Genomic DNA, 12,230 nt, shown 5'->3' with positions numbered 1-12,230 from the left:
GATGATGATGCGCGGCCTGCTGGCCGCGGTGCTGGCGTCCGCGCCCCTGGTTGCACTGGCGCAGAGCGCCGTGGCGGCACCCGCGCAGGAGATGACCATGGTCACCTTCAATCTTCACCACGATCGCGAGAACTGGCCGGCCCGCCGCCAGGTGATCCTGCGTGAACTGCAGGCACTGCAGCCCGATGCGATCGCGCTGCAGGAAGTGATCCAGAAGCCCCATGTGCGTAACCAGGCCGCATGGTTGGCGCGCAAGCTGGGCTATGAGTATCAGTTCGTCTCGACCGATCCGCCGGGGCGTTTCAAGCGCTACGGCAATGCCCTGCTGACCCGGCGGCCGGTGCTGTCGCGCAACGACCATCTGCTGGCACCGCTGGGCGACTACCGCACCGTGGCGCATCTGCGCATCGACGTGGAGGGTCGCCCGGTCAACGTCTACGCAACGCACTTGAATGAGCGTTCGGACGAGGTGGGCAGCCGCATCCGTGGAGAGCAGGTGGCGGATCTGCTGGCCTTCATCGCGCAGAGCGCAGGCGACGCGCCGGTGGTCGTGGCGGGGGACTTCAATGCACTGGTGGATGCCGGTGACCTGAGCGAGCTGCGCAACCACTACGGGGACAGCTACGGCAGCGTGCACGTCAACAACGAACTGGCCCAGGTCAGTACGCTCAACCGGCACTACTACGACGCGCCCTCGCGCATCGACCACATCTTCTTCCAGCAGGATCGACTGCTCGCCCGTGAGGCGAAGATCCTGTTCGACCAACCGTACGCAGACGGCCGCTGGGCGTCGGATCATTACGGCGTGTGGACCCGGCTGCAGTTCGCGCCGGGCACCGGAAACGCCGGCGCGACGACGCCCTGAGGTGCGCGCCGCGTCGTCGGTGACGGCGTAGCACGCAAACGGCCGCATCCACGCATGGCGTGGCTCTGCATTTGATGTATCCCGTGCAGGATCCACGCGTGGCGTGGGTCTACCCTTGTTGCGTCCGATGGCGTGTGTAGATCCACGCCATGCGTGGATTGCTCTCAGTGCCGCCCTCATGACCGCCTGACGCACGCCGATGCCTGCGTCATCCAACACCCCAAACGCAGACAGCGGCCCGAAGGCCGCTGTCTGTTTGTTGCGTCAGTCACTCAGGATCAGAGCGTGTCTTTCTTTTCCTGGTCGGCCTTGTCGCCTTCCTCGGCCTGCGGGGCATCGGTCGGGATGTCCTCGCGGGCTTCGGCCTGCGCGGCCTGTTCGGCAGCGTTGGTCGCCGCCGGGGTTTCGCTGGCGGCCGAACCGAACAGCTGACCGTTGTGCACGACCGGGCCTGCCGGGGCCGATTCGGTGCGGGCCTGCGGGGCCGCCGGCTGTGCCGGGGCCTGGGTCGCATCCACGGCATCCAGCATGCTGGTCTGCACCGGTGCGACGGTCGGCTCTTTCACTTCCTGCGGGGTGGTCTCAACGACCGGGGCCGCCGGAGCAGCAACCGGAGCCGGAGCCGCCGGAGCAGCAACCGGAGCCGGAGCCGCCGGAGCAGCAACCGGGGCCGGCGCCGCCGGAGCAGCGACCGGGGCTGGGGCCGCCGGAGCAGCAACCGGGGCCGGCGCCACTGGAGCAGCGACCGGCGCCGGAGCCGCCGGAGCAGCGACCGGAGCCGGCGCCACCGGAGCAGCGACCGGGGCCGGGGCTGCCGGAGCAGCGACCGGTTCAACCGGACGCGCGGCTTCCACCGGCGCAGCCGGCCGGGCAGCAGCGGGGGTCGGCTTCGGGCTTTCCACGAACGGCACCGGGTCGTTGTAGGAGGCCGGGGCCTTCTCGGCGACCGGCTCGACGGCCGGGGAAGCAGCCTTCTCGACGACCGGGGTCGGGGCCTTGTCGGCCACCGGTGCCGGGGTCGGCTCGGCATGACCCGCGGTCACGACCGGGCTGCTGACCACGGCGACCGGAGCGGCGGCAGCCACTGCCGCCACCGGGGCCGGGCGCGGGGCCTGGACCGGCGCAGGCGCGGCGGCCGGCGCGTTGCCGGATTCGTCGTCGAACTCGAACTCCGGCTGCGGCTGACCGTTGTTGGCGACCTGGCGCTCGGCCGGGGCGGCGGTATCGCCGTCCTGATCGCCGTCCTGGTCGTCGCCCTCGTCATCCAGACCGTTGTCGTCACCGTTCAGGCCATCGCTGCCGGCAGCCTGCTCACCATTGCCACGACGACGACGACGGCCACCGCGACGGCCGCGACGACGACGCGAAGCGCCTTCACCGGTACCGTCTTCGGCATTGGCCGGCGCGTCACCCTGTTCGGTGGCGTCGGTGTCGCCCAGCTGTGCGTCCTCGGCCGGAGCGGCCTTGGCCGTTTCCTGGACGTGGGCGGCCGGCGCGGCGGCATCGGTGGCGACCACGGCAGCCGCAGCGATCACGGCGGCGTCGGCAGCGACCGGCGCAGCGGTGGTCGGCTTCGGTGCATCGGCTTGGGGCTGACGCGCGGGCTTCTCGCTCACGGCCGGCTTGTCGCCGTCGTTCTGCTGCGGCTTGGCCTGGCCGTTCTGGCCCTGCTTCTGCTTCAGCTTCGGCTGCTGCTGGTCATTGCGCGCTTCATTGCGCGGCTTGGACGGCTGCTGCTCGTTGCGCGGCTTGCCCTGGGCGGGTGCCTGCACCTGTGCCGCATTGCCGTTGGCCGGTGCGGCGGTGTCCTGGCGGCGCTCGTCGCGACGCTCGCCCTTCGGGCCGCGTTCGCCGCGCTCACCACGGTCCTTGCCACGGCCCTGCGCCTGCGCATTGCCGTTGCCACCACGCTCGCCACGCTCATCGCGGCGACCGTTGCGGTCCTTGCCGTTGCGGTCCTTGTTGCGACCGTTGCGGTTGCCGTCCTGGCCCGGGCGGTTGCCCGGCTGTGGTGCGGCGGCCGGGGCCGGTTCGCCACCGAAGATGCGCTTGAGCCAACCCACCACGCCGGTTGCCGCCGGGGCGGCCACGGGGGCGGCGACCGGGGCCGGTGCGGCTTCCGGTTCCGGCGCTTCACGCACCGGGGCCGGCTGGCTGTGCTTGACCTGGGTCACCACCGGGGCGACCGGGATGTTCAGCTGGGCCTTGGTCAGTGCGTGCACCGGCAGCTTGCGCGGGGTGCCGCGCTGGTAGCTCGGCTTGCCGCTTTCTTCGCCCAGCTCGTTCTCACGCAGGCGGGTGACTTCGTAATGCGGGGTGTGCAGCTGCTCGTCGGCGACGATCACGATCGGCGCGTCATGGCGCTGTTCGATCTCGCGCAGCGCGCTGCGCTTTTCGTTGAGCAGGTAGTTGGCGATCTCGACCGGGGCCTGGACCAGCACCTGCCCGGTGTTCTCCTTCATCGCATGCTCTTCAGCCACGCGGATGATCGACAGCGACAGCGACTCGACGCTGCGCATGCGGCCATGGCCGTCGCAACGCGGGCAGACGATCTGGCTGGATTCGCCCAGGCTCGGACGCAGGCGCTGGCGGCTCATTTCCATCAGGCCGAAGCGCGAGATGCGGCCCAGCTGCACGCGCGCACGGTCGTACTTGAGCGCGTTCTGCAGGCGGTTCTCGACTTCGCGCTGGTGCTTGTTGGAGGCCATGTCGATGAAATCGATGACCACCAGGCCACCCAGATCGCGCAGGCGCAGCTGGCGGGCCACTTCTTCGGCCGCTTCCAGGTTGGTCTGGAAGGCGGTGTCCTCGATGTCGCTGCCCTTGGTGGCGCGCGAGGAGTTGACGTCGATGGCGGTCAGCGCTTCGGTCTGGTCGACCACGATCGAGCCGCCCGACGGCAGGCGGACGTTGCGTTCATACGCGCCTTCGATCTGCGATTCGATCTGGAAGCGGTTGAACAGCGGGATGTCGTCCTTGTAATGCTTGAGCTTGCGCAGGGTCTGCGGCATCACCTGCTGCATGAACTCCTGGGCGGTCTCGTACAGCTCTTCGGTGTCCACCAGGATCTCGCCGACATCGGCGCGCAGGTAGTCACGCAGGGCGCGCACGATCAGGCGCGATTCCTGGTAGATCAGGAACGAGGCCGGCTTGGTCAGCGCCGCTTCGGCGATCGACTTCCAGACCTGCAGCAGGTAATCCAGATCCCACTGCAGCTCTTCGGCATCGCGGCCGACGCCGGCGGTGCGGATGATCACGCCCATGTCGTCGGGGATGTTCAGCTTGTCCAGCGCTTCCTTCAGCGCGGCGCGGTCTTCGCCCTCGATGCGACGCGAGACGCCACCGGCGCTCGGCGAGTTCGGCATCAGGACCATGTAACGGCCGGCCAGCGAGATGAACGTGGTCAGGGCAGCGCCCTTGTTGCCGCGCTCTTCCTTGTCCACCTGGACCACGACTTCCTGGCCCTCACGCAGCAGCTCGCGGATGCCGGCCTTGTTGTGGTCGACGCCGGCCTGGAAGTAATCGCGGGAGATTTCCTTCAGCGGCAGGAAGCCATGGCGCTCGCCGCCGTATTCGACGAAAGCGGCCTCCAGCGAAGGCTCAAGGCGCGTGATGCGGCCCTTGTAGATGTTCGACTTCTTCTGTTCCTTGGACGGCTGTTCGATGTCGATGTCGTACAGCGTCTGGCCATCCACGATGGCTACCCGCAGCTCTTCAGCCTGCGTGGCATTGATCAGCATTCGCTTCATTCTTGCGTTCCTCGCGCGCTGCTACCGCGCGGAACGCCATGGGGTTTCGCTTCTGGTCACGCTTCACCGCCCATCGCGCATGCGCGGGGAGGGCGGTTTGGGTTTCCAGCGCTACAACACCACGGCAGGCCGCGGGAGCGCTTCATTTGTTTTGGTTTGGGTGTAACGGGGCCGGAGGCAGCTTTCAGCCAGGCTGGAGCGCCACAGGGACATGTTCAGCGCGAATGCGTGTCAGACATCCGGCGATGGCCGGGACCGCCGGTGAGCCGCTAACATGGCCGCCCCGGGGGCGGTGGCTGCGCACTGTGCCGGAATCGCGGGAAGTCGGGCTTCTGGCCCAGAACAACTTCCAACGAAATCAATCCCTTATCTCGCCCGCCGAGTGTAACAGAATAAAAGGCCAATGACCGTTACCGAGCCCACCCCCAAAGCCGCTGAAGCCATGACCAGCGTACGTATCATCACTGTCCCGGCCGACCGCGCCGGGCAACGCCTGGACAACTTCCTGCTCGGCCAGCTCAAGGGTGCACCGCGCAGCCTGATCTACAAGCTCGTCCGCAGTGGCCAGGTCCGCGTCAATGGCGGCCGCGCCAAGGCCGAGCGCAAGCTCGAGGGCGGCGACGAAGTCCGGGTCCCGCCGGTCCGTCTCAACGAGGAAGGCGACAAGGCCGGTCCGCCCGCGGCGTTCATGAAAAGGCTGGAAGATGCCATCGTGTTCGAAGACGATCGGCTGCTGGCCCTGAACAAACCGTCGGGCGTGGCCAGCCACGGCGGCAGCGGCATCAGCTTCGGCGCCATCGAAACGCTGCGTGCCCTGCGCCCGGGCAAGACCCTGGAGCTGGTGCATCGGCTGGACCGGGATACCTCGGGCCTGCTGATCGTGGCCAAGAAGCGCTCGGCGCTGAGCGAGCTGCAGGCACTGCTGCGCGAAGACCACGGCGCCGGCATCCGCAAGCGCTACCTGACCCTGCTGGCCGGCCGCATGCCCGATGGCACGATGACCGTGGATGCCCCGCTGCACGTGGGTCTGCGCCAGGGCGGCGAGCGCCACGTGCAGGTCAATCCGATCGGCAAGGAATCGATCAGCCACTTCAAGGTGCTGGAGCGCAAGGGTGGGCATTCGTACTGCGAGGTCCGCATCGAAACCGGCCGTACCCACCAGATCCGCGTGCATGCCCAGCATCTGGGTCACCCGGTGGCCGGTGACGACAAGTACGGCGATCCGGACGTCAACAAGCGACTTCGTGAGCAGATCGGCCTGAAACGACTGTTCCTGCACGCCGCATCGCTGGAGTTCGCGCTGGATGCAGGCAAGACGCCGTATCTGATCAATGCACCGCTGGCCGAGGAGCTGGTCGAGGTGTTGAACCGGTTGAAGTAAGCGCCGGCAGATAAGCCCGCGCCGATCGGCGGGTGGTGCCGGCCGCTGGCCGGCTCTGCCCAGCCTTGATCGACATCGGGAAGAGCCGGCCAGCGGCCGGCACTACCGGGCGGTGGGCCCGGCGCCGACGTTATCCGGGCAACAGCGTCCGGCGTTATCGGGGTAGCGCCCGGGCCTCACCATTTGAACAGCACCAGGCTGATCGCCAGGCTGCCCATGCCGGCCACCAGGCCGTACACGGTCTCGTGGCCCTTGGCGTAGCGCTTGGCCGCCGGCAGCAGTTCGTCCAGGGCCAGGAACACCATCACCCCGGAAATGATCCCGAACACCCAGCCGAACGTGGCGTGGTTGAGCACGCCGGACAGGGCCACATACCCGATTGCCGCGCCGATCGGCTCGGCCAGGCCGGACAGCAGGCTGGCGCCGAACGCGTAGAACTTGTTCTGCGTGGCGAAATACACCGGGACCGCGATCGCGATGCCCTCGGGGATGTTGTGGATGGCGATGGCGAAGGCCAGCGGCATGCCCACCGACGGGCTTTCCAGCGTGGCAAAGAACGTGGCCAGGCCCTCGGGGAAGTTGTGCGCGGTGATCGCCACCGCCGTCAGCAGGCCGACCCGCTTGATGTAGGCCTTGTTGTTGTCGCGGAACAGCGGGTCCTGCTTGTCCAGGCTCTCGTGCGGGTTCGGGATCAGGTGGTCGATCACCACGATCAGCAGCACGCCGACCAGGAAGGCCGCCGTGCCATAGGCGAAGCCCAGCCGGGCGTCGTAGGCCTGGGTGAACGAGTCGATCGCCTTGTTGAGGATCTCGGTCAGCGAGACGAAGACCATCGCGCCACCAGCAAAGGCCAGTCCGAACGCCAGCAGGCGCGGGTTGGGCCGGCGCGAGAACAGCACCATCAGGCTGCCCAGGGCGGTGGCCAGGCCGGCGGCCAGGGTGACCGCCAGGGCGATCCATACGTTTTCACTGGAAATATCAGGCATCCGCCAACGCGTCCTTGTAGAAGTGCAGCGCGCCCCGGGCAACATCACCGGGGCGCGGAGTAGGGAGCACGAGGTTTGCGGCGGCTGACCTCAACACAACGCGGCGATCAACCGCCGCGACGCAGCCGTTCTTCGACCGCGAAGCACTGGTCGGGCTTGGGCTGCGGCGGATTGAAGCTGACCGGCACCTGGATCGTGGTCGGAACCGTCTGCCCGGCGCGCGTGGCCGCCTTGAACTGCCAGGCCTGTACGGCCTTCTGCGCCTGCTCGTCGAGCTGGGCGTTGCCGCTGCCGCTGGCGAGCTGGACCTGGCTGGGCTGGCCGTCGGCGGCGATGGTCACCTTGAAGGTGCTGGTGCCGCCGATCCCCTGGCAGGCCAGTTCGATCGGGTACTCCGGCGGTGGCGTCTTGACCGCGGCGACCTCGGTGGGTGCCGCGACCGGGGCGGCCGGTTCGGCGGGTGTCTTGTTGCAGCCGGCCAGGGCGGCCAGGGCAAGGCTGGACAGCAGGAGGTACTGCAGTTTCATGGGCTTACTCCGTCAGGGCCGAGGCTTTCGCCGCGCAGATGAAGTCGTTCTCGCTCAGGCCGCCCACATCGTGGGTGGAGAAGCGCACCACCGCGCGGTCGTAATGCACGCCCAGGTCCGGGTGGTGATCTTCACGATGGGCCACCCAGGCCAGGGCGTTCACGAAGGCCATGGTGCCGTGGTAGTTGTCGAAGCGGAAGGTGCGGGTCAGCGCCTGGCCGGCCTCGGCCAGCTCCCAGCCGGGAATCTGCGCCAGCAGCTCGGTGACCCGGGCGGTGCCGAGCTTGTGGTCGCTGCCTTTGCGCGGCACGCAGTGGGCTTGCGCCAGCGGAATCAGGTCGGCCATGGGTTCCTCCACATCTGTATGACTGAACAATGCGCGGTCAGGTGTATAAACCGAATGAGCGCATAACAAGGGATTGGCTAGAATAGCCCGATGATCCAGATATCCGACACTGCCCAATCCTATTTCCGCAAGCTGATCGAACGTGAGGCCGTGCCCGGCATGGGCGTACGCCTCACCGCCGTCGATGCGGGTACCCCGCGCGCCGATGCCCGCCTGGAGTTCGCCGATCCCGGTGAGCTGCTCGGTGACGAGTGGGCCGTGGACTGCGATGGCTTCACCCTCTACGTGGCCGCTACCAGCGTGGCCTGGCTCGATGGTGCCGAGATCGATTTCGTCACCAATGCCACGGGCAGCCAGCAGCTGACCATCAAGGCCCCCAAGATCAAGGGCGAGGCGCCGACCGAAGGCTCCTCGCTGGTCGAGCGCGTGCGCTGGGTGGTGGAGAACGAAGTCAACCCGCAGCTGGCCTCGCACGGCGGCAAGGTCGCGGTGCAGGAAGTCTCGGCCGATGGCGTGGTGATGCTGCGCTTCGGCGGCGGTTGCCAGGGCTGCGGCATGGCCGACGTCACGCTCAAGCAGGGCATCGAAAAAACCCTGATGGGGCGTGTGCCCGGCATCACCGCGGTACGCGATGCGACCGACCACGAGAGTGGCGACGCGCCGTACATTCCCCGCGGCACGGCAGCCTGATCGCGCTGCGTGCCACTGCGCCGGGCTGACGACATCCTCGATTGGCTGCTGGCTCGCCAGCCGGACAAGCGCATTCTCGAAAAAACCACCGGCCTCCCCTATGGATGGGGCCTGTGGCTGCGCGCGTTGTCGCCATTGCCGCGGCCGTTCCGGGCCAGCGAAGTGCTGGCCGAGCTGGCCCAGCGCGAGCCGCTTCCGCAGGGCGGGCGCCTGCCGGAACTGAGTTTCGTCCAGGCGATGCGGCGCCTGCTCTGGCAGGGCTGGGATCCGGCGCCGCGCGATCAGCGCTGGATGCGCTGGACCTCGGCCGTGATCAGCGCGTTGCTGCATCTGATGTTCGCGTTGTTGCTGCTGTGGGTCGCCTTGATCCGGCCGCCTGCCGAACCGGACCAGGGCGGTGAGAGCGGGCGTGTGCAGGTGGCGTTCGTTGGACGCGGCACGCCACAGCAGGAGGAAGGCGCGCAACCCGCCGCTGCCGAGCCGGCCACGGCGGAAGCGGCGGTCGCTGCGGCGATGGCCAATGCCCAGGCGATGGCGCAGGCCGAGGCCGATGCGCAGACAGCCTCGGCCCCGCAGCCGACCGCAGCGCCGGCGCCGCCGAGCGAGCCGCAACCGGCGCCACCCGCGCCGGCCACGCCCGCGGTGGAACAGCCCGTCCAGGCGACCGAGGTGGCCCTGGCCACGACCGATTTCGTGGTGCCGCCGACCAGCGTCCCGCGCACCGCCGTGCGTGTGATGACGCGCGAGCCACAGGACATCGCCGTCCGTGAGCGCACCGTGGTCACGGTGAAGGCGCCGACGCCGCGTGCCACCGTACCGGCGCCGCGCCCGGCCGAACCGCAGGTGCGCACGCCCGAGCTGAGCGTGCAGGAGCGGCAGGTCACCGTGATAGAAGCGCCGACACCGACCGTGGCCATTCCCGGGCCACGGGTGGAGGCCACCGTTCCGCAACGTGACGTGCAGGTGCGCGAACGCGAGATCCGGCCGGTGACCGCGCCGGCGGTGAGCGTGGCCACAGTGCCCACGCGCGAGGTGGCGGTGCCCGGTCGATCGCCGGAGGTCGCCGTACGCGAACGCGCGGTGCCCAACGCCGCCCCGCGCCCGGCACCGCCATCACCGGCGGCGGCAAGCAATGCCAGCAGTACGGCGAGTGCATCCACGGCGGCGACTGCAGCGCGCGCCGCGTCGAGCCCCTCCAGGGCGCCCCCGGGCAGTTGGACCACGCCCAACCGGTCCGACGACTGGGGTGCGGCCAATCATCCGCAGGATGCCGACCTCAATGGCCGGGCCGTGAGTGCGACCCAAGGTACGGGCGGCAGCCTGTTCAAGGCCGACGGCAGCGTGCGCGTGCCAGGCCAGGACGGGCACGCTAACAGCGAGCGTGGCGCACCGGGCGGCGATAAGGACGGCTGGAGCAAGGAGCGCATCGCACAGTCCGGCACATGGCTCAAGCGCCCACCGTACGACTACACGCCGACCTCGTTCGACAAGTACTGGGCCCCCAACGAATCGTTGCTGGCCGAGTGGGTGCGTAAGGGCATCAAGGCCGTGGAGATTCCGATCCCGGGCACGAGTTCGTCCATTTCCTGCGTGATTTCCGTGTTGCAGTTCGGTGGCGGGTGCGGCCTGAGCGATCCCAACATGCAGGATCAGCCGGCCATCGCGCGGCCGCCGCCGGACATCCCGTTCAAGAAAGAGCTGCAGGAAGACAACGGCAGCCGATGAGGCTGCGCCTCATCGGCGGTAGAGCCACCCCATGGGTGGCTGCCCTAGGGTCAGGCATCAGGCGCCTCGCAGCCACGCATGGCGTGGCTCTACCGGATGCTGGGCGTTACGGTGCGGGGTCCGCGTCCGGTTCCACGTCCGCATCCTGCAATGCCACGAACGCCCAGAACGGCACGTTGCCGTCACTCCAGTAGCGGCTGGCTTCGTCGAGTACATCCAGCAGCGTATCGAAATCGGCGCCGGCATCGCTGCGCAGGGCATCAGCGTCGCTGAAGAACAGCGCATAGCCGTTGGCCGGCAGCCAGGCCAGGTCGCGCAGGTTGTCGGTCAGCGCATCCCAGTTGCCGCCAAAGCCGGTTGGAAAATCCAGGCGGGCGGCCAGGCGCATCAGCAGCGTGCGTTTGTCGTGGCAGCCGTCCAGATCGATCTGGATCACGCGCAGGCCGGCATCGCGCATCGCCGCCGACAACGGGGCGACATCATCGTTGCCGATCGCATAGATGCCGGCATTGTTGATGTCGTGCAGGCCCAATTCGAATCCGTCATGCGTCATTGCCAGCTCCCGGCAGGTGGAACGTCGAAACTGCGGAACGTTTCATAGTGATCATCGGTATAGAACCAGCCAGTAGGGGGTGTGCCGCCGGTGACGATGCGCCGCGCGCCGCGATTGCCGGCGCCGGGCGTGTCCACCGTGTATTCGTGGTAGTAGCCGCGCGGCCGCTGCGGCAGGCGCTGTTCGCGGTTGCTGAAAATGCTGCCGTCCTGCCGGTGCGGGTACGGGCCGCCGCGCTGGATCAGCGCGATGGTGTCGCGCGCCTCGGCGGGCAGGAAGGGGGGCAGGGGATCGCGCACTGCCTGGGTCGATGCCGGTGATGACGTCGCGGCGCCGGCGGGCGGCGCGGCATCCGGCTGCGTCAGCGAGGGCGCGAACTGCGGCGCGGGCGGGCGCTGGGCCAGCTTGATGGCGGCCAGGCCGCCCACCAGCAGCGCGATGGCGATCAACAACAGCAGTGGCTTGCGCATGAGGGGCCAGGGGCGATGGGCGAGGCGACTACTCTACTGCGATCATCGCCCCGCACGGTGAGGCCCAGCCGAACAGGCGTGTTGTACGGCGAAGGAGCCCGCGGTGCCCGGCGTGCCCCGTCACTGTCGCGTCACGATCCGGACACGCGATCGACCGCGCAGGACGAAGTTTCCTTTACATGGCCCTTGGTAAGCTTATCGGCCATCCCCATCATCGACTCCGCAACGCCCGGTCTTTGCCGGGTGAGTGAGCTACCAGGAGAACCACATGGCCTATACCCTCCCCAAGCTGTCCTACGCCTACGACGCGCTCGAGCCGCATATCGACGCAGCGACGATGGAAATCCACCACACCAAGCATCACCAGACGTACATCAACAACGTCAACGCCGCGCTGGAAGGCACCGAGTTCGCCGACCTGCCGGTGGAAGAGCTGGTCAAGAAGACCAAGTCGCTGCCGGAAAATCTGCAGGGCGTCGTGCGCAACAACGGCGGCGGCCATGCCAATCACACCCTGTTCTGGACCGTGATGTCGCCCAACGGCGGCGGCGCGCCGGTCGGTGATGTCGCCAAGGCGATCGATTCGCAGCTGGGCGGCCTGGAAAAGTTCAAGGAAGCCTTCACCAAGGCGGCCCTGACCCGTTTCGGCAGCGGCTGGGCCTGGCTGAGCGTCACCCCGGACAAGAAGGTCGTGGTGGAAAGCAGCGCCAACCAGGACAGCCCGCTGATGGACGGCAACACGCCGATCCTGGCCCTGGACGTGTGGGAACATGCGTACTACCTGAAGTACCAGAACCGTCGCCCGGAATACATCGGCGCGTTCTTCAACGTCGTCGACTGGAATGAAGTCGAGCGTCGTTACCAGGAAGCCATTGCCTGATCGGCACGGTCACCTGAAACGCGAACGGCCAGGCAGCGATGCCTGGCCGTTTTTCGTT

The 12,230-nt window shown here is 68.0% G+C and carries 11 protein-coding genes; 5 read left to right on the top strand and 6 right to left on the bottom strand.

Going from position 1 to position 12,230, the window contains the following annotated elements:
• Window position 1 precedes the first annotated feature (1 nt).
• Complete coding sequence (locus ABE422_RS07175) at window positions 2-865, top strand: endonuclease/exonuclease/phosphatase family protein (RefSeq protein ID WP_346481739.1); 864 nt, start codon at window positions 2-4, stop codon at window positions 863-865.
• Between the two features lie 278 nt (window positions 866-1,143).
• Here the strand turns inward: ABE422_RS07175 and ABE422_RS07170 are convergent, their stop codons facing one another.
• On the bottom strand, window positions 1,144-4,614 hold the full coding sequence (locus ABE422_RS07170; RefSeq protein WP_346482735.1) for an Rne/Rng family ribonuclease: 3,471 nt from the start codon (window positions 4,612-4,614) through the stop codon (window positions 1,144-1,146).
• A gap of 442 nt (window positions 4,615-5,056) precedes the next feature.
• Here ABE422_RS07170 and ABE422_RS07165 point away from each other — a divergent pair, with 442 nt between their 5' ends.
• Complete coding sequence (locus ABE422_RS07165) at window positions 5,057-5,995, top strand: RluA family pseudouridine synthase (RefSeq protein WP_019182886.1); 939 nt, start codon at window positions 5,057-5,059, stop codon at window positions 5,993-5,995.
• Between the two features lie 176 nt (window positions 5,996-6,171).
• Here the strand turns inward: ABE422_RS07165 and zupT are convergent, their stop codons facing one another.
• The 3 genes from zupT to ABE422_RS07150 all read right to left on the bottom strand — a co-directional run bounded on the left by zupT (window position 6,172) and on the right by ABE422_RS07150 (window position 7,854).
• Window positions 6,172-6,981 carry a zinc transporter ZupT gene (gene zupT, locus ABE422_RS07160; protein ID WP_019182887.1) on the bottom strand — a complete coding sequence of 270 codons (810 nt, stop codon included), beginning with the start codon at window positions 6,979-6,981 and terminating at the stop codon, window positions 6,172-6,174.
• 107 nt (window positions 6,982-7,088) lie between these two features.
• Window positions 7,089-7,508: an energy transducer TonB gene (locus tag ABE422_RS07155; protein ID WP_313210355.1), complete on the bottom strand. Its 420-nt coding sequence runs from the start codon at window positions 7,506-7,508 to the stop codon at window positions 7,089-7,091.
• A 4-nt stretch (window positions 7,509-7,512) separates the two neighbouring features.
• The gene (locus tag ABE422_RS07150; RefSeq protein ID WP_019182889.1) at window positions 7,513-7,854 is read right to left on the bottom strand and encodes a 4a-hydroxytetrahydrobiopterin dehydratase; all 342 of its coding nucleotides are present in this window, start codon (window positions 7,852-7,854) and stop codon (window positions 7,513-7,515) included.
• A gap of 90 nt (window positions 7,855-7,944) precedes the next feature.
• Here ABE422_RS07150 and ABE422_RS07145 point away from each other — a divergent pair, with 90 nt between their 5' ends.
• Both ABE422_RS07145 and ABE422_RS07140 read left to right on the top strand, forming a co-directional pair.
• The gene (locus ABE422_RS07145; RefSeq protein ID WP_346482734.1) at window positions 7,945-8,544 is read left to right on the top strand and encodes an NfuA family Fe-S biogenesis protein; all 600 of its coding nucleotides are present in this window, start codon (window positions 7,945-7,947) and stop codon (window positions 8,542-8,544) included.
• A 9-nt stretch (window positions 8,545-8,553) separates the two neighbouring features.
• Complete coding sequence (locus ABE422_RS07140; protein ID WP_346482733.1) at window positions 8,554-10,269, top strand: hypothetical protein; 1,716 nt, start codon at window positions 8,554-8,556, stop codon at window positions 10,267-10,269.
• 106 nt (window positions 10,270-10,375) lie between these two features.
• Here the strand turns inward: ABE422_RS07140 and ABE422_RS07135 are convergent, their stop codons facing one another.
• Window positions 10,376-10,822, bottom strand: a complete 447-nt coding sequence (locus tag ABE422_RS07135; protein WP_346482732.1) for a barstar family protein — start codon at window positions 10,820-10,822, stop codon at window positions 10,376-10,378.
• Complete coding sequence (locus ABE422_RS07130; protein WP_313210346.1) at window positions 10,819-11,292, bottom strand: ribonuclease domain-containing protein; 474 nt, start codon at window positions 11,290-11,292, stop codon at window positions 10,819-10,821. Before ABE422_RS07130 ends, ABE422_RS07135 begins: the two co-directional genes overlap by 4 nt.
• Before the next feature lie 268 nt (window positions 11,293-11,560).
• Here ABE422_RS07130 and ABE422_RS07125 point away from each other — a divergent pair, with 268 nt between their 5' ends.
• Window positions 11,561-12,172 (top strand): superoxide dismutase, encoded by a 612-nt coding sequence (locus tag ABE422_RS07125; RefSeq protein ID WP_123730769.1) that lies wholly within the window; start codon window positions 11,561-11,563, stop codon window positions 12,170-12,172.
• The last annotated feature ends 58 nt before the right edge of the window (window positions 12,173-12,230 follow it).

Source organism: Stenotrophomonas sp. TWI1151 (genome assembly GCF_039673135.1).
In the GTDB taxonomy this organism is placed as follows: Bacteria; Pseudomonadota; Gammaproteobacteria; order Xanthomonadales; family Xanthomonadaceae; genus Stenotrophomonas.
This window is presented reverse-complemented; position numbering and strand designations above follow the sequence as displayed.

What these genes read in the sequence shown, in the direction of transcription:
- ABE422_RS07165 (WP_019182886.1), top strand. Translation starts at nt 5,057, where the DNA reads ATGACCAGCGTACGTATCATCACTGTCCCGGCCGACCGCGCCGGGCAA.
- ABE422_RS07130 (WP_313210346.1), bottom strand. Translation starts at nt 11,292, where the DNA reads ATGCGCAAGCCACTGCTGTTGTTGATCGCCATCGCGCTGCTGGTGGGC.
- ABE422_RS07170 (WP_346482735.1), bottom strand. Translation starts at nt 4,614, where the DNA reads ATGAAGCGAATGCTGATCAATGCCACGCAGGCTGAAGAGCTGCGGGTA.
- ABE422_RS07150 (WP_019182889.1), bottom strand. Translation starts at nt 7,854, where the DNA reads ATGGCCGACCTGATTCCGCTGGCGCAAGCCCACTGCGTGCCGCGCAAA.
- zupT (WP_019182887.1), bottom strand. Translation starts at nt 6,981, where the DNA reads ATGCCTGATATTTCCAGTGAAAACGTATGGATCGCCCTGGCGGTCACC.
- ABE422_RS07145 (WP_346482734.1), top strand. Translation starts at nt 7,945, where the DNA reads ATGATCCAGATATCCGACACTGCCCAATCCTATTTCCGCAAGCTGATC.
- ABE422_RS07135 (WP_346482732.1), bottom strand. Translation starts at nt 10,822, where the DNA reads ATGACGCATGACGGATTCGAATTGGGCCTGCACGACATCAACAATGCC.
- ABE422_RS07125 (WP_123730769.1), top strand. Translation starts at nt 11,561, where the DNA reads ATGGCCTATACCCTCCCCAAGCTGTCCTACGCCTACGACGCGCTCGAG.
- ABE422_RS07155 (WP_313210355.1), bottom strand. Translation starts at nt 7,508, where the DNA reads ATGAAACTGCAGTACCTCCTGCTGTCCAGCCTTGCCCTGGCCGCCCTG.
- ABE422_RS07175 (WP_346481739.1), top strand. Translation starts at nt 2, where the DNA reads ATGATGATGCGCGGCCTGCTGGCCGCGGTGCTGGCGTCCGCGCCCCTG.